This is a genomic window from Pseudomonas delhiensis, assembly GCF_900187975.1.
In the GTDB taxonomy this organism is placed as follows: Bacteria; Pseudomonadota; Gammaproteobacteria; order Pseudomonadales; family Pseudomonadaceae; genus Pseudomonas; species Pseudomonas delhiensis.
The window spans coordinates 73350-92892 of record NZ_FZPC01000026.1 but is presented as its reverse complement, the minus strand read 5'-3'; the positions used below and the strand labels follow the sequence as shown (position 1 = coordinate 92892).

Below are 19543 nucleotides of genomic sequence, written 5' to 3'. Positions count from 1 at the left end.
CTATCATAAGCCCCCCTCTGCCGCCACCGCACGCACGCGCATGAACGAACACGATTATCAACTCGCCTGGGGCGTCTACCTGTTCGCCGCTTTCGGACTCCTGGTCGTCTGGTTCCTGATGACCGGCTGGATGTGGCGCTGGCTGCGCGAACCGCTGCGGGTGATCGTCCTCGTGCTGCTGTTCACGCCGACGCCGGTGGACCCGGCCAACAACGAATACGCCCCGGCCATCGCCATCACCGCCCTGGACGTGCTGTTCAAGGTGGGCAACAACGCCTGGCGCGCGGTTTCCGACCTGGCCCTGGTGCTGCTGGCGGCCTTCGTCGTGTACCTGATCTTCGTCGCCGTGCGCTGGCCCATCGAGCGCGCCGCGCGCAACCGCCGCCAGCGCGCCGAGGCGGAGAACGAGCCGACCATGCGCCAGCTCATGCAGCCGCAGCTGATGCCCGACGTGGACGACAGCCGCGCCGACGAGCGCGCCGGCAACCGCGGCATGCGCATCGAGCCGCGCCTCTGAGCGAAACCGGCGCCGCCCTTGCGCGGCGCCGGATGGGCGTTCAGCATGGCGGCATTGCCGTAGCGGAACGAGCCCGAATGCAGCCCCAGACCTTCGCGCCAGGCCGGCGCCTGATTTCCCTTGCCACCTTCCAGTCCGTGCCGGGCCTGTGCCTGCCACAGGAGCGCTGACCATGTGCGAACTGCTCGGCATGAGCGCCAACGTCCCCACCGACATCGTCTTCAGCTTCACCGGCCTGATGCAGCGCGGCGGCCGCACCGGCCCGCACCGCGACGGCTGGGGCATCGCCTTCTACGAGGGGCGCGGCGTGCGCCTGTTCCAGGACCCGAGCGCCAGCGTCGACTCGGAGGTGGCGCGCCTGGTGCAGCGCTACCCGATCAAGAGCGAGACGGTGATCGGCCACATCCGCCAGGCCAACGTCGGCAAGGTCTGCCTGTCCAACACCCACCCCTTCGTGCGCGAGCTGGGCGGGCGCTACTGGACCTTCGCGCACAACGGCCAACTGGCCGACTTCGCACCGCCGCCGGGGGTGTACCGGCCGGTGGGCGACACCGACAGCGAGGCGGCCTTCTGCGACCTGCTCAACCGCGTGCGCCGGGCCTTCCCCGAGCCGGTGCCGGTGGAGGTGCTGCTGCCGACCCTGGTGTCCGCCTGCGCCGAGTACCGGCAGAAGGGCGTGTTCAACTGCCTGCTGAGCGACGGTGACTGGTTGTTCACCTTCTGTTCCAGCAAGCTGGCGTACATTACCCGCCGCGCGCCCTTCGGCCCGGCGCGGCTGAAGGACGCCGACCTGACCGTGGACTTCCAGTCCGAGACCACGCCCAACGACGTGGTCACGGTGATCGCCACCGAGCCGCTGACCGACAACGAGCACTGGTCGGTGCAGCAGAGCGGCGAGTGGATGCTCTGGTGGCGTGGCGAGATTCTCGACCAGGGCCGCGTCTGAGAGGGGGACCCCCATGTTGCGCAGCTACATCCGCCTGGTGCTTTTCGCCCTCGGCCTGCTGGTCGGGGTGCAGGTGCCGGGCTTCATCAAGGACTATTCGATCCGCGTCGACGCCCACCGCCAGGAGGCGCTGCAGGCCCTGGAGGGCTACCGCAACACCGCCGGCCAGTACTTCCAGGGCGACCTCGACGCCCTGGTGGCGCACTACCGCGGCAGCCCGGACCCGGTGTTCCAGCGCGACGGCGACAACGTCGAGCGCCTGCTGCGCCGCGCCAAGCTGTTCGACAACGAATGGCAGGCCCTGCAGGGCCCCTGGTACGCCCGCGCCTGGCACCTGCTGAGCGCGCCCAACCGCGAGCTGCTGCGGGAAACCCTGGACGGCTACAGCTACCAGGTGGTGCTGGCGCCGGAAGCCATCGGCTGGGCCCTGGGCGGCGGCTTGCTGCTGGCCTGGATCGTCGAGCTGCTGATCGTTTCGGTCGGGGCCCTGGCGGGGCTGGGTGACAACCGCAATGTGGCGCGCCGGCATTGGAGTTGAACGCCGTGCGGGACGGGGAGTGCGGTCAGGCGGCGGATAACCGCGAACGGTTATTCCTACGCACCGGCAAGAGCTCTTCGTAGGAGCGAGCTTGCTCGCGAACCTGTTTCCCTGCGGAAACGGTGCCAATACGGTTCGCGAGCAAGCTCGCTCCTACAGGGTGTGTCTTCTCAACCCCGCGCCGCGAGGGCCCGTTGGTTGGAGGCGTAGATGTTGTCGCGCTCCAGGGCCTTGCCGCTTTCCACGGCCGCCAGCCATTGCGCCGTGCTGCCCACGGCGGCGAAGGACGACTGCAGCACCACGCTGAACACCCGGTGGATTTCCTCGGCGCTGGCCGCGCCCGCGCTGTTGGCGTAGGGCAGCGAGCCGCTGGCGTCGTCGAGGAATTCCACCTGCCAGCCTTCGTGGGCGGCTTGGCGGGCGGTGGAGTCGTCGCAGTTGTGCGTCATGTAGCCGACGATCGTCAGGGTGTCGACGCCGCGCTCGCGCAGCCAGTCGCCCAGCCCGGTGCCGCTGAGGGCGCTGGCCTTGCTCTTGTCCAGCAGCAGGTCGCGGGGACGCTCGGCCACCTGCGGGTGCAGTTCCACGCCGTGGCTGCCGGGGGCGAAGATGGGCGCGCCGGCCGGGGCCTGGTGGCGCACCACCACCACCGGGATGCCGGCGGCGTGGGCGGCGTCCATGGCGCGCAGGATGTTCGGCAGCGAGCCGCCGACCGGCGGGTATTCGATGCGCAGGTTGCCGCTGAAGTACTCGTTCTGCACGTCGACGACGATCAGGGCGCGTTTCGGGGCGTTGCTCATGCTGGGTGTCTCCGCTGGAGTGGGGATGGGACCATTCTGCGCAGGGGCCGGCGGTCGGCGTGAGTGGCCCGCAAGACAGCTTTCGCTAGAATCGGGCCAAACCCTTGCCCGGAGGATGCCCATGCAAACCCACCGCGTGGCCGTGGTGGCCTTCGACCAGATCAGCCCCTTCCACCTCTCGGTGCCCTGCCTGGTGTTCGGCGAGGGCGACCCGGGCGGGGCGCGCATGCGCTTCGAACTGCAGGTCTGCGCCGCCGAGCCGGGGCCGCTGAACACCACGGCCGGCTTCGCCATCGACACGCGCCACGGTCTGGAGGCGCTGGCGGGCGCCGACACCCTGATAGTGCCGAGCTGGCGCGACCCCGCGGAGCCGGCGCCGCCGGCCCTGCTCGATGCCCTGGTGGCCGCCGAGGCCCGCGGCGCGCAGCTGGTGGGCCTGTGCCTGGGCGCCTTCGTCCTGGCCGAGGCCGGCCTGCTCGACGGGCGCCGCGCCACCACCCACTGGTTGTGGGCGGAATTCTTCGCCCGGCACTATCCGCGGGTGCAGGTGCAGCCGGACGTGCTCTACGTCGACGATGGCCCGATCCTCACCTCCGCCGGCACCGTGGCCGGCATCGACTGCTGCCTGCACCTGCTGCGCCAGCGCTGCGGCGCCGGCCTGAGCAACCAGCAGGCCCGCCGCCTGGTGGTGGCGCCGCACCGCCAGGGCGGCCAGGCGCAGTTCATCGAGCAGCCGCTGCCGGCCACCGCGCGGGACAACCGCCTGTCCGGCCTGCTCGACTGGGTGCGCGAGCGCCTGGACCAGCCCCACGACCTGGACAGCCTGGCCGAGCGCGCGCTGATGAGCCGGCGCAGCTTCAGCCGGCACTTCCGCCAGCTTACCGGCAGCACCCTGGGCGACTGGCTGCGCGGCGAACGCCTGGCCCTGGCGCAGCGGCTGCTGGAATCCACCGAGCAACCGATCCCGGAGGTGGCGTGCCTGGCGGGCTTCGGCTCGGTGGCTTCGTTGCGCCAGCATTTCAGCGCGGCGCTGGGGGTGTCGCCAAGCGCCTATCGGCAGGCGTTTCGGGGGTGAGGCGGGTTTCGTGGGGGGCGAGATTGCTCGCGAATGGGGTTTGCCGGTTGCGTCGGTTCGGGGCTGGGCCACGCTCCCTCTTCCCAGCCCTCTCCCGCAAGCGGGAGAGGGGGCTTGTCCGTGCCGGTGGATAGCAATGGTTTCAACCTGAAACGTCATTTCCGGCTGACGCCGAAATATCCACATTCACCTAACGGTCCCCTCTCCCTTCAGGGAGAGGGTTAGGGAGAGGGAACGGAGTTCACCCGAAACACCATAGTCACCGGGAAACCCCATTCGCAAAAACAAGCGCCTACTCCGCCAGCGCCTTCTCCGGCAACTCGTTGCGCCGGTAGGGGAACACGTCTATCACCTTGCCCGCCCGTATCTGCGCCTGCAGGCCCTTCCAGTAGTCGGCGTCGTAGAGGTCGCCGTGCAGCTTGGCGAACAGCCGGCGCAGCTTCAGGTCGACGAACAGGAAGCGCGGGAACTCCTCGGGGAACACGTCCATCGGCCCCACCGAGTACCAGGGCTCGGACGACATCTCGTCCTCCTCGTAGCGCGGCGGCGGGATGTGGCGGAAGTTCACCTCGGTGAGGTAGCTGATCTCGTCGTAGTCGTAGAACACCACGCGGCCGTGGCGGGTGACGCCGAAGTTCTTCAGCAGCATGTCGCCGGGGAAGATGTTCGCCGCCGCCAGCTGCTTGATGGCCAGGCCGTAGTCGTACAGCGCCTCGTGCACCTGGGCCTCGGTGGCGTGCTCCAGGTAGAGGTTGAGCGGGGTCATGCGGCGTTCGGTCCAGCAGTGGCGGATCAGCACCACGTCGCCCTCCAGCACCACGGTGGAGGGCGCCACCTCCAGCAGCTCGGCCAGGCACTCGGGGTCGAACTTGCCCACCGGGAAGCGGAAGTCGGCGAACTGCTGGGTGTCGGCCAGGCGGCCGACGCGGTCGTGGTTCTTCACCAGCTGGTATTTCTGCACCACGGTGGCGTGGTCGACGGTCTTGGCCGGGTTGAAGTTGTCCTTGATGATCTTGAACACGGTGTTGAAGCCGGGCAGGGTGAACACGCTCATCACCATGCCGCGCACCCCGGGGGCCATGACGAAGCGGTCGTCGGTGGTCGCCAGGTGGTTGATCAGGGCGCGGTAGAACTCGCTCTTGCCCTGCTTGTAGAAGCCGATGGAGGTGTACAGCTCGGCGATGTGCTTGCCCGGCAGCAGGCGCTTGAGGAAGGCCACCAGCTCCGCCGGCACCGGCACGTCGACCATGAAGTAGGAGCGGGTGAAGGAGAAGATGATCGACACCTCCGCCTCGTCGGTGATCACGGTGTCGAAGCGGATGCCCTGGCCTTCGCGGTGGATCAGCGGGAACACCAGCGGCCACTGCTCGTCGGGGGTGTACAGGCGGCCCACCAGGTAGGCGCCCTTGTTGCGGTAGAACACCGAGCCGATCAGCTCCAGGGCCAGGTCCGGGTCCTTGCACACCCAGTCGGGCAGGTTGCTGTGCAGCAGGGCGTCCAGGCGCGCCAGGTCGCCTTCGGCGTCCTCGTAGGGCACCTGGAAGCGGTAGTCGGCGAAAACCTGCTGCAGCGCCCGCCGCAGGTGGCCCTGGGGCCGGTAGAGGCGGGTGTGCGGGTCGCGGGCGTGGGCGCGCAGCGACGGCCGCGTGGTGTGCACGAACATGGTGCCGTCGCTGATGTTGTCGTGGCTGAACAGCCCGCAGAAGATCGAGTTGAACCAGGTTTCCGCCAGCTCGTCGTCGTTGCGCGGGTCGATCAGGCCGATGTAGGCGCTCTTGATCAGCGGCCAGCGCTCCACGTCCAGCAATGCCCCCGGGTCGAAGTCGGCGGTGACGCGGGCCACGGTCTCGCCGACCTTTTCCTCGTAGAGGTTGATGCGCTCGGCGGAGGTGCGCTGGATTTCCTGCCACTGCGCCCGCTCGAAGCGCTCCTGGGCGCCGTCGGTGATCTGCTTGAAGCGCTCGCGGTAGACGTCGAAGCCGTCGAGGATGGTCTGGGCGATCTGGGCGTGGAGCATGGCGCGCCTCTCGTGCGTGTCCTGTGCAGCGAGCTTAGCCAGACTCCGTGGGCGGCGAAAGCGCCGTGGGTGACCGGGCGGTCGGGGAAACGGGGGCGCTGCCGCCCCCGTCCGTTCAGCGTCGCTCGGCCAGTGCCTCGGCGCGCTCCGGCCGTGGGCGGAACACCAGCAGCAGGCCGAGCACGATCAGCCCCATGCCCAGCAGGCTGAGGGCGCCCAGGCGGTTGCCGAAGGCCAGGTAGTCCAGCAGCGCGGTCACCGCCGGCACCAGGTAGAACAGGCTGGTGACCTGCACCAGGTTGCCGCGCGCGATCAGCCGGTAGAGCAGCAGGGTGGCGCCCACCGAGATCAGCAGGCCCATCCACAGCAGGCTGGCGATCAGCTCCAGGCTGCAGTCGAAGTGCAGCGGCTGCGTCGGCAGCAGCACCAGGCACAGCGCGAGGCCGGCCACGTACTGCAGCGGCAGGCTGCCCAGCGGGCTTTCGCTCAGGCCCTTCTGCAGGAGGGTGCCGAGGGTGATGCCCAGCAGCGCCAGCAGCGCGCAGCCCAGGCCGGCGACGGACAGGCCGGCGAGGCCCATGCCTTGCCAGACCACCAGTACCAGCCCGCCCAGGCCGAGCAGCAGCCCGGCCAGGCGGGTGGCGCCGAAGCGCCGTTCGGTGAGCAGGCCGGTGAGGATCGGCTGCACGCCGAGCAGGGTGGCGATCATCCCCGGGGTGACCTGCAGTTGCAGGGCCCAGACGTAGAAGATCGGGTAGAAGCCCAGCAGCACCAGGCCGGTGAGCAGGGCGCGGCGGCGCTCGCGCGGCTGCCGCGGCAGGCGCAGGCCGAGCAGCGGGCCGAGGGCCAGCAGGGCGGCCAGGGCGATGGCGAAGCGGCCGATGAGGAAGGCCAGCGGCGAGGCATGGGCCAGGCCCCACTTGGAGGCGATGGCGGCGCTGCTCCAGAGCAGCACGAAGAGGCTGGAGCTGGTCACGCCGACCAGGGTGGAAGCGTTGATTCGGGACATGTCGTCACCTGTCTTGCAAGCGGTGGCCGGCTGGCGGGCAGGCGGCCGGATGCAGTCCGCGGCGCGCGGGCGCGGCGGCGATGCGTTCAGGAAAGGCGCTGGGGCGCTGTCAGAAAGCGCTGGCGCCCGGCGGCGGGCAGGCCGCTACGCACGGGGGCGGAGGCGCTGCGACAGCAGCGACGACGGGAGGCGACAGGAGGGCGACGGCACCACGCGGGCGCGCACCGGCCTCGCCGCGGGCGGCGATGGAGAGGGCGAGGTTCGCGTGGGAGAGGGGCATGGCCGGGCTCTGGGTGGTGGTGGCGTCGAGGCAGACTATAGCGGCGCCTGTGGGCGAAGGCGAGGGGGAACGAGAGTTTCGCGCCAGGCGCGCGAGCCCGGCGACGATTCGCCAGGCAACGGGCCCCCGCCGCGGCGGGAGCCCGTGGGGCCTTACTTGCCGGTCTTGACGTTGGTCCAGATGCGGGTGCGCAGGCGGTCGATCTTCATCGGCATGGACTGCAGGGCGAACAGCTTGGCCATCTTGTCCTGCGGCGGGTAGATCGCCGGGTCGGCCTTGATCGCCGCGTCCACCAGCGGCTCGGCGGCCAGGTTGCCGTTGGCGTAGTGCACGTAGTTGCTGATGCCGGCCATGACGTCGGGGCGCAGCAGGTAGTTCATGAAGGCGTAGGCGGCCTTCTCGTCGGGCGCGTCGGCCGGCATGGCGACCATGTCGAACCACAGCGGCGAGCCTTCCTTGGGCGTGGAGTAGTGGATCTCGATGCCGTTGTTGGCTTCCCTGGCGCGGGTGGCGGCCTGCAGGATGTCGCCGGAAAAGCCGACGGCCACGCAGATGTTGCCGTTGGCCAGGTCGCTGACGTACTTCGAGGAGTGGAAGTAGGCGATGTAGGGGCGCACCTTCAGCAGCGCCGCCTCGGCCTTCTTGTAGTCCTCGGCGTTCTGGCTGTGGTGCGGCAGGCCCAGGTAGTTCAGGGCGATGGGCAGCAGCTCGGGGCCGTTGTCCAGCACGGCGACGCCGCACTTGGCCAGCTTCTGCATGTACTCGGGCTTGAAGAACAGGTCCCAGGAGTCGACCGGTGCGTCGGTGCCCAGCACTTCCCTGACCTTGGCCGGGTTGTAGCCGATGCCGGTGGTGCCCCACAGGTAGGGGAAGCCGTATTGGTTGCCCGGGTCGTTGACCTCCAGGGCCTTCATCAGCACCGGGTTGAGGTTCTTCCAGTTGGGTAGCTGGCTCTTGTCCAGCTTCTTCAGCGCGCCGGCCTGGATCTGCTTGGCCATGAAGTGGTTGGACGGCACCACGATGTCGTAGCCGGACTTGCCGGTCATCAGCTTGCCATCCAGCGTCTCGTTGCTGTCGTAGACGTCGTAGGTGGTCTGGATGCCGGTTTCCTTGCCGAAGGTGGCGACGGTGTCCGGGGCGATGTAGTCGGACCAGTTGTAGATCTTCAGGGTCTCGGCCTGTGCGCCGGCGGCGCCCAGGGTGAGGGAAAGCGCGAGGGCACTGGACAGCGGTGCGGTCGTTTTCATTGTTGTTTCCTGACGGCAAGCGGTAGTGGCGCGGCCGGGGTTGGGCCACGGCTGCTCAAGGAATAACCGGATTGCCGGAGGATGTGGAGGGGGCGCGGTTGCCCGCGGGTCCGCAGACAGTGGCAAAGGGCCGCGGGGCGGGGCGCCGCCCCGCGGCGGGGCGGCGCGCAGGGCCTACTGGACCATTTCCTGTTCTTCGAACACGCCCTCGAAGAGCATGCTCGACAGGTAGCGCTCGGCCGAGTCGGGCAGGATGACCACGATGGTCTTGCCCTGCATCGACGGCTCCTCGGCCAGGCGCACGGCGGCGGCCATGGCGGCGCCGCAGGAGATGCCGCAGAGGATGCCTTCCTCGTGCATCAGGCGCTGGGCCATGCTGCGGGCCTCGTCGTCGCCGACCAGCTCGACGCGGTCGACCATGGCCAGGTCTAGGTTCTTCGGCACGAAGCCGGCGCCGATGCCCTGGATCTTGTGCGGCGAGGGCTTGACCTCCTCGCCGGCGAGGGTCTGGCTGATCACCGGCGAGCTGGTCGGCTCCACCGCCACCGAGAGGATCGGCTTGCCCCTGGTGTTCTTGATGAAGCGCGACACGCCGGTGAGGGTGCCGCCGGTGCCGACGCCGGCCACCAGCACGTCCACCGCGCCGTCGGTGTCGTTCCAGATCTCCGGGCCGGTGGTCTTCTCGTGGATCGCCGGGTTGGCCGGGTTGTCGAACTGCGCCGGCATGAAGTACTGCCCGGGGTTCCCGGCCACCAGCTCCTCGGCCTTGGCGATGGCGCCCTTCATGCCCTTGGCCGGCTCGGTGAGGACCAGCTCGGCGCCCAGGGCCTTGAGCACCTTGCGCCGCTCCAGGCTCATGGAGGCGGGCATGGTCAGCACCAGCCTGTAGCCGCGCGCGGCGGCGACGAAGGCCAGGCCGATGCCGGTGTTGCCGGAGGTCGGCTCGACGATGGTCATGCCCGGTTTCAGCCGGCCGCTGGACTCGGCATCCCAGATCATGCTGGCGCCGATGCGGCACTTCACCGAGTAGCCGGGGTTGCGGCCCTCGATCTTGGCCAGGATGGTGACGCCGCGCGGGGCCAGGCGGTTGATCTGGACCAGCGGCGTGTTGCCGATGGACTGCGCGTTGTCTGCGAAGATGCGGCTCATGATGGGTGTCCTTGTGGATCGATGCTGACCCACCAGCCTATTCCCCGGCGCCCTGGCCGTAAAGCCGTGAAACCGGCGGAAAGATCGGTCCCGCGACGGCGGCGGGATGCGAGGGTGGAGCGGCGCCGACGGCGTTCGACGAATGGATTGGCGGCCGTGCATTCAGTGACTGAATGCCATGCCTGCGTTCACAGTCGCCCGAACTGCGCGGTATAGTCGCAGTCTGTCCCCCCTGTTCCCGCAGCCCGGGCCGCGGCCCGGCCGATACCGTTCGAGGATTCCCCGATGAAGTTCGAAGGCACCCAGTCCTACGTCGCCACCGACGACCTCAAGCTGGCGGTCAACGCCTCCATCACCCTGCAGCGCCCGCTGCTGGTGAAGGGCGAGCCGGGCACCGGCAAGACCATGCTCGCCGAGCAGCTGGCCGAAGCCTTCGGCGCCAAGCTGATCACCTGGCACATCAAGTCCACCACCAAGGCCCACCAGGGCCTCTACGAGTACGACGCGGTGAGCCGCCTGCGCGACTCGCAGCTGGGCGTGGACAAGGTCCACGACGTGCGCAACTACATCAAGAAGGGCAAGCTCTGGGAGGCCTTCGAGGCCGACGAGCGCGTCATCCTGCTGATCGACGAGATCGACAAGGCCGACATCGAGTTCCCCAACGACCTGCTGCAGGAACTCGACAAGATGGAGTTCTACGTCTACGAGACCAACGAGACCATCAAGGCCAGGCAGCGCCCGATCATCATCATCACCTCGAACAACGAGAAGGAGCTGCCCGACGCCTTCCTGCGCCGCTGCTTCTTCCACTACATCGCCTTCCCCGACCGCGAGACGCTGCAGAAGATCGTCGACGTGCACTACCCGGGCATCAAGGCCTCGCTGGTCAGCGAGGCGCTGGACATCTTCTTCGACGTGCGCAAGGTGCCGGGCCTGAAGAAGAAGCCCTCCACCAGCGAACTGGTGGACTGGCTGAAGCTGCTGATGGCCGACGACATCGGCGAGGCGGTGCTGCGCGAGCGCGACCCGACCAAGGCCATCCCGCCGCTGGCCGGGGCCCTGGTGAAAAACGAGCAGGACGTGCAGCTGCTGGAACGTCTCGCCTTCATGAGCCGCCGCGCTTCGCGCTGAATTTGACCGGCTCTTCGTAGGCGCGAGCTGGCTCGCGAAGCTCTTTGCGGGGTCGCAGGGTTCGCGAGCAAGCTCGCTCCTACAAGAGCAATGCTTCATGAGAGGGTGCAGCCATGCTGCTCAACCTGTTCAACGAAATGCGCGCGGCCAAGGTGCCGGTGTCGGTGCGCGAGCTGCTGGACCTGATCGATGCGCTCCAGCACCGCGTGGTGTTCGCCGACATGGACGAGTTCTACTACCTCGCCCGTACCATCATGGTGAAGGACGAGCGCCATTTCGATAAGTTCGACCGGGCCTTCGGCGCCTACTTCAAGGGCCTGGAGAAGCTTGACGACCACCTCAAGGCGCTGATTCCCGAGGAATGGCTGCGCAAGGAGTTCGAGCGCCTGCTGACCGACGAGGAGCGCGCGCAGATCCAGTCCCTGGGCGGCCTGGACAAGCTCATCGAGGAGTTCAAGAAGCGTCTCGAGGAGCAGAAGGAACGCCACGCCGGCGGCAACAAGTGGATCGGCACCGGCGGCACCAGCCCGTTCGGCTCCGGCGGTTTCAACCCCGAGGGCATTCGCGTCGGCGATGCCGGCAAGCGCCAGGGCAAGGCGGCCAAGGTGTGGGACCAGCGCGAGTACAAGAACCTCGACGACCAGGTCGAGCTGGGCACCCGCAACATCAAGATCGCCCTGCGCCGCCTGCGCAAGTTCGCCCGCGAGGGCGCGGCGGAAGAGCTGGACATCGACGGCACCATCGACCACACGGCGAAGGACGCCGGGCTGCTGAACATCCAGATGCGCCCGGAGCGGCGCAACACCGTGAAGCTCCTGCTGCTGCTGGACATCGGCGGCTCGATGGACGCCCACGTGAAGGTCTGCGAGGAGCTGTTCTCGGCTTGCAAGACCGAGTTCAAGCACCTGGAGTATTTCTACTTCCACAACTTCATCTACGAATCGGTGTGGAAGAACAACCTGCGCCGCACCAACGAGCGTACCGCCACCTTCGACCTGCTGCACAAGTACGGGGCGGACTACAAGGTGGTGTTCGTCGGCGACGCGGCCATGGCGCCCTACGAGATCACCCAGGCCGGCGGCAGCGTCGAGCACTGGAACGAGGAAGCCGGCTACGTGTGGATGCAGCGCTTCATGGAGAAGTACAAGAAGCTCATCTGGATCAACCCCTACCCGAAGGACACCTGGAACTACACCGCCTCCACCAACCTGGTGCGCGAACTGGTGAAGGACCAGATGTACCCGCTGACCCTGCGCGGGCTGGAAGAGGGGATGCGCTTCCTTTCGCGTGGTTGAGCCCACTGAGCTGCGCCAACCATCGCGCTCCCCTGTAGGAGCGCGCCCTGCGCGCGAATCGCGGGCAGGGCCCGCTCCTACAATTGCCGCCTTTGCCTTGCCAAATCCCGTGCCCGCGACGGTAACATCGCGGGCACGGCGCAGCGCACCGATGGGCAAGACATGATCGCAACCTTCTCCCGCAACACCTGGCTCAACTCCCTGCACATGACCACGCTGACGGTTTCCCTGCTGGAAGCCGAAGGCCATGGGCGCGATAGCATCCTCGAAGGCAGCGGCATCACCGCCGACGACCTGGTGGACCTGCGCCGGCTGGTCAGCCCCTGGCAGGAGCAGCAGGTGTTCGCCAACGCCGAGCGCCTGGCCGCCGAGCCCGCCCTGGGCCTGCGCCTGGGCCTGCGCACGCGGATTTCCGCCTACGGCCTGCTGGGCTACGCGCTGCTCTCGGCGCCGACCCTGGGCGAGGCCCTGCGCATCGGCCTGAGCTACCCGGTGCTGCTGGGCACCTACTTCCACCTGTCGCTGCAGGTGGAGGGCGAGGTGGCCTGGCTGGTGGCCACCGGCTACAGCGAGGACGAGGCCCTGCGGCCGTTCAACACCGAGCTGTGCCTGGGGTCGATGAAGGTCACCTGCGGCGACCTGCTGGGCCAGCCGCTGGAACTGCTGTGCGCCGAGTTCGACTATGCCGGCCCGCCCGAGCGCGAGGCCGCCTACGCCGAGGGCTTCGCCTGCGACCTGCGCTTCGGCGCCTCGCGCAGCGCCCTCGGTTTCCCCGCCGCCTGGCTGGAGCGCCGCCTGCCGCTGGCCGACCCGGTGACGCACCGCGAGATGCTCGAACAGTGCCGCCGCCAGAACGTCGACCTGGCCGCCCGCCGCGCCTGGCTGGACAAGGTCCGCGGCATCCTCGGCGAGCGCCTGCAGTCGCCGCCGGGCCTGGAGGAACTGGCGCGGCGCCTGAACTGCTCCTCGCGCAGCCTGCGCCGCCACCTGCAGCAACAGCAGACCAGCTACCAGCAACTGCTCGACGAACTGCGCTTCGCCCGCGCCAAGGAGCTGCTGCAGGACGGCGACATGCCCATCTACCGCATCGCCGAGGAACTCGGCTTCAGCGAAACCGCCAGCCTGCGCCACGCCTTCCAGCGCTGGAGCGGCCAGCCGCCGAGCCATTTCCGGGCCTGAGTGGCACCCACCCACGCCATTCCAACCCGTAGGGCGCATAACGCCTATGGCGTTATCCGCCGTTGTCGTCGGGCAGCGGTGTTTCGGCCAACGGCGGATAACCGCGAACGGTTATTCGCCCTACGCAATTCCACCTGCGCCATTCCCATGTAGGAGCGCGCCCTGCGCGCGATTCGCGGGCAGGGCCCGCTCCTACAGGAGGCACGGTGCCGGGAATGGCGTAGGAGCGGATCTTATCCGCGATAGCCGAACGTACCGGCGGGCACGGCTTCTCGTAGGAGCGAGCAGCCCGGCGCGGCCTGCAAGGCAGTTGTTCCTACGACCGACCCCTCATGGCCGCGCTTCGAGGATCAGGTTGAACGGCGTTTCCGCCGCCCGGCGGAAGCGGGTGAACCCGGCTTCCTCGAACACCGCGCGCAGCCTTGCCTCGCCGGCCTGGGCGCCCAGGCCCAGGCCCACTTCCTGGGACAGCGAGTTGGGCGTGCAGATGAAGGTCGAGGCGGCGTAGAACAGCTTGCCGATGGGCGTCAGGTTGTCCTCCAGGCGGTCGCCAGCGTAGGGCTCCACCAGCAGCACCGTGCCGTCCGGCGCCAGGTGGCGCAGGGCGTGGCGGGCGGCGCCCACCGGGTCGCCCATGTCGTGCAGGCAGTCGAAATAGCAGATCAGGTCGTACTCGCCCAGGTAGTCCTTGGCGCTGGCCCTGGCGAAGCTCACCCGGTCCTCGACGCCGGCCTCGCGGGCGCGCTGGCTGGCGGTTTCCACCGAGGGGGCGTGGTAGTCGAAGCCGGCGAAGCGCGAGGCCGGGAAGGCCTGGGCCATGATCACCGTGGAGGCGCCGTGGCCGCAGCCGATGTCGGCCACCTGGGCGCCGCGCTGCAGCTTGGCCACCACCTCGTCCAGCGCCGGCAGCCACTCCTCTACAAGATGCGCGCGGTAGCCGGGGCGGAAGAAGCGTTCGGTGCCGCGGAACAGGCAGGGGTGGTGGTCGCCCCAGGGCAGGGCGCCGTCGCCGCGCATGGCGGCCACCAGCTTGTCCTTGTCCTGGTACAGCGAGGCCAGCACGCCGGCGCCGCCGGCCACGTACACCGGCGAGTCCTCGACGGCCAGGGCCATGGCCTGTTCCTCGGGCAGGCGGAAGTTGCCGCCTTCGTGTTCCAGGTAGCCGGCGGCGGCCTGGGCGCTGAGCCATTCGCGCAGCAGCCGCGGGTTGCAGCCGGTGCGTTCGGCCAGGGCCTGCGGGCTTACCGGCTGGTTGTCGGCCATGGCCCGGTACAGGCCCAGTTCGTCGCCGAGGATGACGTTCGCCAGCATGGCCGCGCCGCCCATGTCGGCGACCAGGCGGCCCATGAAGTCGTTGAGTTTGGCTTCGTCCATGGTAGCTCCTCCGCTGTCGGGCGCCCGCGCGGCGGCGGGGGCTCCGGGTGGATGGCGGGAGGTGCCGGTTCTCCGTACGCGAGGCGAACGACGGGGCAGGGCAGGCGCCGGCCCGGGACGGGCGCGTGCCGGCAGCCGCGGTTCGCGCGTCATTGCCGGCCCGGGGCGGGCGGCCCCTCGGCGGGGCGTCGTTCCAGTCTAGCGCGGCGGCCGCGGCGGGTGGCGCCGGCCGACGCCCGGCGTCAGCGGGCGGCTTCGCCCAGGCCGCCGTTGCGCATGATCTGCGCGATGATCGGCACCGGCGTCATCAGGTGGTTGCGCATCATCTCGCTGGCGCGCGCGGCGTCGCGGGCGAGGATCGCCTCGACCAGCGCGGCGTGTTCCTGGCGCTTGAGCTCCAGGGCTTCCTCCGAGAACACCGTGTGCGTCAGCCACAGGTGGCGGTAGCGCTCGGCCTGGTCGAACAGGTAGGTGCGCGCCTGCAGCAGGTGCTTGGAGCCGCAGCCCTGGGCGATGGCCGTGTGGAAGGCCTTGTGCCGCTCGTCCCAGACGTCCAGGCGCTGCTCGCGGGTCTTCACCTCCACCACCTTGGCCAGGGTGTGCGAATGCGCCAGCACCTGCGCTTCCCAGGCGTCGTCGCCGCGCTGGATGGCCAGGCCGACGATCATCGCCTCCAGGTTGGCGCGGGCGTCGTAGATGTCCTTCATCTCCTCCAGCGACATGGGCGCGACGCGGTAGCCCTTCTGGCTGATGGCGACCACCAGGTGCTCGGCCACCAGTTGCGACAGGGCCTCGCGCAGCGGGCCCACGCCCAGGTCGTAGCGCTCCTTCAGGGTGCTCATCAGCAGCTTCTCGCCCGGTTTGAAGACGCCGCGGATGATGTCCTTCTTGAGCCACTCGTAACCGCTGACGGCGGAGTTCTGTCGGGGGGCGATCGCTTCCAAATCCAGCTCCTGTGGGGATTTGCGCTGGATCATACCCAAATGTCGTATGGACGAAAAACAATAGACAAGGCGAGTGTTTGTCGCTGAAAAATAAAAATGTAGACATTTTTAGTTTGTGGCGATATTTTTCTCCTGCCCGCCTGATCCAGGTCATTGCCGGACGGCGCCAACCCATCATTGCCAGGACACCGCCATGAACGCCTTCACCTCCATCCAGGACCTCGCCATGCCCCTGCCGCTGGAGACCCGCGGCTACTCGGTAGCGCCTTCGGCGCAGTCGCCGCGTCTGCTCGAGCTGACCTTCGCCCGCGAGACCGTGCAGGCCTTCGTCGAGGCGGTGGCGCAGTGGCCGGTACAGGCCCTGGAGTACAAGTCGTTCCTGCGCTTCCGCGTCGCCCAGATTCTCGACGAGCTGTGCGAAGGCACCCTGCGCCCGGTGCTGCTGAACAGCATCCTCGACCGCGCCACCGGCGGCATGCTGGTCAAGCCCCTGGGCCTGGACGACGTGGCCCAGGCCGAGGACATGGTCAAGTTCTCCACCGCCGTGGCGCACCTGGTCGGCCGCTCCAACTACGACGCCATGAGCGGCCAGTTCTACGCCCGCTTCGTGGTGGTCAACAGCGACAACTCCGACAGCTACCTGCGCCAGCCGCACCGCGTGATGGAGCTGCACAACGACGGCACCTTCGTGAATCAGATCACCGATTACGTGCTGATGATGAAGATCGAAGAAAAGAACATGGAAGGCGGCAACTCCCTGCTGCTGCACCTGGACGACTGGGCCGAGCTGGACGAGTTCTACCGCCACCCGCTGGCCCGCCGCGAGATGCGCTGGACCGCGCCGCCGAGCAAGAAGGTCAGCGAGGACGTGTTCCACGCGGTGTTCGACTGCGACGCCGAAGGCCGCCCGACCATGCGCTACATCGACCAGTTCGTGCAGCCGAAGGACTTCGAGGAGGGCATCTGGCTGAACGCCCTGTCCGACTCCCTGGAGACCAGCCCGGCCAAGCTCTCGGTGCCGGTGCCCCAGGGCTGCTTCCTGCTGATCAACAACCTGTTCTGGCTGCACGGCCGCGACCGCTTCACCCCGCACGAGGGCCTGCGCCGCGAGCTGATGCGCCAGCGCGGCTACATCGCCTACCAGAAACCGCTGTACCAGCGCGGCCAGTAATCCCCAACGCGTCACCCTTTCCACAGGGGAGGGCCGGCTGGCGAAGCGTCCGCGCACGACCTCCGCCGCCGGCCCCTCCTGTGGAGTTTTTTCAGCTGAGCCAGTGCGCGAGGTAATGGCTGTGTACGATTTCATCATCATCGGCGGCGGCATCGTCGGCATGTCCACCGCGATGCAACTCACCCAGGTCTACCCGGACGCGAAGATCCTCCTGCTGGAGAAGGAAGCCGGCCCGGCGCGCCACCAGACCGGGCACAACAGCGGCGTGATCCACGCCGGCGTCTACTACACCCCCGGCAGCCTCAAGGCGAAGTTCTGCCTGGCCGGCAACAAGGCCACCAAGGCCTTCTGCGACAAGCACGGCATCCGCTACGACGAATGCGGCAAGCTGCTGGTGGCCACCAACGAGCTGGAGATGGAGCGCATGAAGGCGCTCTGGGAACGCACCGCCGCCAACGGCCTGGAGCGCCACTGGCTGAGCGCCGGCGAGCTGCGCGAGCGCGAGCCGAACATCGTCGGCATGGGCGGCATCTTCGTGCCCTCCAGCGGCATCGTCAGCTACGCCGAAGTCACCGCCGCCATGGGCCGCGAGTTCCAGGCCGCCGGTGGCGAGATCCGCTACGACGCCGAGGTGACGGCGCTGGACGAGCGCGCCGACGAGGTGGTGGTGCGCACCACCGACAACGAGTTCCGTGGCCGCTACCTGGTCACCTGCTCGGGCCTGACGGCCGACCGCATCGTGCGCATGCTCGGCCTGCAGCCGGAGTTCATCATCTGCCCGTTCCGTGGCGAGTACTACCTGCTGCCCAGGCAGCACAACCAGATCGTCAACCACCTGATCTACCCGATCCCCGATCCGTCCATGCCGTTCCTCGGCGTGCACCTGACGCGGATGATCGACGGCACCGTCACCGTCGGCCCCAACGCCGTGCTGGCGATGAAGCGCGAGGGTTACCGCAAGCGCGACATCAGCCTCTCCGACCTGTTCGAGACCCTGACCACGCCGGGCATCCTCAAGGTGCTGGCGAAGAACCTGCGCCCGGGCCTGATCGAGATGAAGAACTCGCTGTTCAAGGGCGGCTACCTGAAGGAAGTGCAGAAGTACTGCCCGAGCATCGTCAAGGCCGACCTCACCGAGTACCCGGCGGGCGTGCGCGCCCAGGCGGTGTCGCGCGACGGCAAGCTGATCGACGACTTCCTCTTCGTGAATACCAAGCGCAGCGTCAACGTCTGCAACGCGCCGTCGCCGGCGGCCACCTCTTCCATCCCGATCGGCGCCTACATCGTCGAGAAGGTCCGCGAGCAGGTCGCCGCGCAGGGCGGCAACTTCGCCAAGGCCGCCACCCCGGACATCACCCTGGACAGCAACCTGCGGGCCGCCGGCTGAGCCGCCCGCCACCGATAACGAGGAAGACAGCGTGCAACTCAAAGACTCCAGCCTGTTCCGCCAGCAGGCCTATATCGACGGTTCCTGGGTGGATGCCGACAACGGCCAGACCCTGAAGGTCAACAACCCGGCCACCAACGAAACCATCGGCAGCGTGCCGAAGATGGGCGCCGCCGAGACCCGCCGCGCCATCGAGGCCGCCGACCGCGCCCTGCCGGCCTGGCGCGCGCTGACCGCCAAGGACCGCGCCAACCGCCTGCGCCGCTGGTTCGAGCTGATGATCGAGAACCAGGATGACCTGGCCCGCCTGATGACCATCGAGCAGGGCAAGCCGCTGGCCGAGGCCAAGGGCGAGATCGCCTACGCCGCCTCCTTCCTCGAATGGTTCGCCGAGGAAGCCAAGCGCGTCTACGGCGACATGATCCCCGGCCACCAGCCGGACAAGCGCCTGATGGTGATCAAGCAGCCGATCGGCGTCACCGCGGCCATCACCCCGTGGAACTTCCCTTCCGCGATGATCACTCGTAAAGCCGGCCCGGCCCTGGCCGCCGGTTGCACCATGGTGCTCAAGCCCGCTTCGCAGACTCCGTATTCCGCCCTGGCCCTGGCCGAGCTGGCCGAGCGCGCCGGCATCCCCAAAGGTGTGTTCAGCGTGGTCACCGGCAGCGCCGGTGAAGTCGGCGGCGAGCTGACCGGCAACCCGATCGTGCGCAAGCTGACCTTCACCGGCTCGACCGAAATCGGCCGCCAGCTGATGGCCGAATGCGCCAAGGACATCAAGAAGGTGTCCCTGGAGCTGGGTGGTAACGCGCCCTTCATCGTCTTCGACGATGCCGACCTGGATGCCGCCGTCGAAGGCGCGCTGGTCTCCAAGTACCGCAACAACGGCCAGACCTGCGTGTGCGCCAACCGCCTGTACGTGCAGGACGGCGTGTACGACGCCTTCGTCGAGAAGCTCAAGGCCGCCGTCGCCAAGCTGAACATCGGCAACGGCCTGGAAAGCGGCGTGACCACCGGCCCGCTGATCGACGCCAAGGCGGTGGCCAAGGTCCAGGAGCACATCGCCGATGCCGTGAGCAAGGGTGCCAGGGTCGTCGCCGGCGGCAAGCCCCACGCCCTGGGCGGCACCTTCTTCGAACCGACCATCCTGGTCGACGTGCCGAAGAACGCCCTGGTTTCCAAGGACGAGACCTTCGGCCCGCTGGCGCCGCTGTTCCGCTTCAAGGACGAGGCCGAGGTGATCGAGCTGTCCAACGACACCGAGTACGGCCTGGCCGCCTACTTCTACGCCCGCGACCTGGGCCGCGTGTTCCGCGTCGGCGAGGCGCTGGAGTACGGCATCGTCGGCATCAACACCGGGATCATCTCCAACGAGGTCGCCCCCTTCGGCGGCATCAAGGCCTCGGGCCTGGGGCGCGAAGGCTCCAAGTACGGCATCGAGGACTACCTGGAAATCAAATACCTGTGCATCGGCGTGTAACGCG

The 19543-nt window shown here is 68.3% G+C and carries 17 protein-coding genes; 10 read left to right on the top strand and 7 right to left on the bottom strand.

Features of this window, described 5'->3' with window-relative positions:
- Positions 1-40 precede the first annotated feature (40 nt).
- The 3 genes from CHC02_RS22540 to CHC02_RS22530 all read left to right on the top strand — a co-directional run bounded on the left by CHC02_RS22540 (position 41) and on the right by CHC02_RS22530 (position 2001).
- The gene (locus CHC02_RS22540; RefSeq protein WP_089393638.1) at positions 41-517 is read left to right on the top strand and encodes an MFS transporter; all 477 of its coding nucleotides are present in this window, start codon (positions 41-43) and stop codon (positions 515-517) included.
- 172 nt (positions 518-689) lie between these two features.
- Positions 690-1463, top strand: a complete 774-nt coding sequence (locus CHC02_RS22535) for a class II glutamine amidotransferase (RefSeq protein WP_089393637.1) — start codon at positions 690-692, stop codon at positions 1461-1463.
- Positions 1464-1476: 13 nt separating this feature from the next.
- Positions 1477-2001 (top strand): DUF2937 family protein, encoded by a 525-nt coding sequence (locus CHC02_RS22530; RefSeq protein ID WP_089393636.1) that lies wholly within the window; start codon positions 1477-1479, stop codon positions 1999-2001.
- Between the two features lie 170 nt (positions 2002-2171).
- Here CHC02_RS22530 and CHC02_RS22525 read toward each other — a convergent pair whose 3' ends face one another.
- Positions 2172-2801, bottom strand: a complete 630-nt coding sequence (locus tag CHC02_RS22525; protein WP_089393635.1) for a cysteine hydrolase family protein — start codon at positions 2799-2801, stop codon at positions 2172-2174.
- A 121-nt stretch (positions 2802-2922) separates the two neighbouring features.
- On the opposite strand from CHC02_RS22525, the gene CHC02_RS22520 reads away from it, so the two are divergent.
- Positions 2923-3876 carry a GlxA family transcriptional regulator gene (locus CHC02_RS22520; protein WP_089393634.1) on the top strand — a complete coding sequence of 318 codons (954 nt, stop codon included), beginning with the start codon at positions 2923-2925 and terminating at the stop codon, positions 3874-3876.
- Positions 3877-4168: 292 nt separating this feature from the next.
- Here CHC02_RS22520 and aceK read toward each other — a convergent pair whose 3' ends face one another.
- The 4 genes from aceK to cysK form a co-directional block, all read right to left on the bottom strand.
- Positions 4169-5893 (bottom strand): bifunctional isocitrate dehydrogenase kinase/phosphatase, encoded by a 1725-nt coding sequence (gene aceK / locus CHC02_RS22515; RefSeq protein ID WP_089393633.1) that lies wholly within the window; start codon positions 5891-5893, stop codon positions 4169-4171.
- 115 nt (positions 5894-6008) lie between these two features.
- Positions 6009-6902, bottom strand: coding sequence for a DMT family transporter (locus CHC02_RS22510; RefSeq protein WP_089393632.1), 894 nt, complete (start codon positions 6900-6902; stop codon positions 6009-6011).
- 432 nt (positions 6903-7334) lie between these two features.
- Positions 7335-8429 (bottom strand): polyamine ABC transporter substrate-binding protein, encoded by a 1095-nt coding sequence (locus CHC02_RS22505; protein WP_089393631.1) that lies wholly within the window; start codon positions 8427-8429, stop codon positions 7335-7337.
- Between the two features lie 174 nt (positions 8430-8603).
- Positions 8604-9578: a cysteine synthase A gene (gene cysK / locus CHC02_RS22500; protein ID WP_089393630.1), complete on the bottom strand. Its 975-nt coding sequence runs from the start codon at positions 9576-9578 to the stop codon at positions 8604-8606.
- 285 nt (positions 9579-9863) lie between these two features.
- On the opposite strand from cysK, the gene CHC02_RS22495 reads away from it, so the two are divergent.
- The 3 genes from CHC02_RS22495 (at position 9864) to CHC02_RS22485 (ending at position 13183) form a co-directional block, all read left to right on the top strand.
- Positions 9864-10709, top strand: a complete 846-nt coding sequence (locus CHC02_RS22495; protein WP_009623574.1) for an AAA family ATPase — start codon at positions 9864-9866, stop codon at positions 10707-10709.
- Between the two features lie 113 nt (positions 10710-10822).
- A complete protein-coding gene (locus CHC02_RS22490; protein WP_089393629.1) occupies positions 10823-12004 on the top strand; it encodes a vWA domain-containing protein in 1182 nt (393 codons plus the stop codon).
- Between the two features lie 162 nt (positions 12005-12166).
- Positions 12167-13183, top strand: a complete 1017-nt coding sequence (locus CHC02_RS22485) for an AraC family transcriptional regulator (RefSeq protein WP_089393628.1) — start codon at positions 12167-12169, stop codon at positions 13181-13183.
- A 330-nt stretch (positions 13184-13513) separates the two neighbouring features.
- Here the strand turns inward: CHC02_RS22485 and CHC02_RS22480 are convergent, their stop codons facing one another.
- Both CHC02_RS22480 and csiR read right to left on the bottom strand, forming a co-directional pair.
- Positions 13514-14557 (bottom strand): class I SAM-dependent methyltransferase, encoded by a 1044-nt coding sequence (locus tag CHC02_RS22480; RefSeq protein ID WP_089393627.1) that lies wholly within the window; start codon positions 14555-14557, stop codon positions 13514-13516.
- Positions 14558-14799: 242 nt separating this feature from the next.
- On the bottom strand, positions 14800-15501 hold the full coding sequence (gene csiR / locus CHC02_RS22475; RefSeq protein ID WP_176450341.1) for a DNA-binding transcriptional regulator CsiR: 702 nt from the start codon (positions 15499-15501) through the stop codon (positions 14800-14802).
- Between the two features lie 193 nt (positions 15502-15694).
- On the opposite strand from csiR, the gene glaH reads away from it, so the two are divergent.
- From glaH to gabD, 3 genes are all read left to right on the top strand, one after another.
- A complete protein-coding gene (gene glaH, locus CHC02_RS22470) occupies positions 15695-16672 on the top strand; it encodes a glutarate dioxygenase GlaH (RefSeq protein ID WP_089393625.1) in 978 nt (325 codons plus the stop codon).
- 121 nt (positions 16673-16793) lie between these two features.
- A complete protein-coding gene (gene lhgO / locus CHC02_RS22465) occupies positions 16794-18059 on the top strand; it encodes an L-2-hydroxyglutarate oxidase (protein WP_089393659.1) in 1266 nt (421 codons plus the stop codon).
- A 31-nt stretch (positions 18060-18090) separates the two neighbouring features.
- Complete coding sequence (gene gabD, locus CHC02_RS22460) at positions 18091-19539, top strand: NADP-dependent succinate-semialdehyde dehydrogenase (RefSeq protein WP_089393624.1); 1449 nt, start codon at positions 18091-18093, stop codon at positions 19537-19539.
- The last annotated feature ends 4 nt before the right edge of the window (positions 19540-19543 follow it).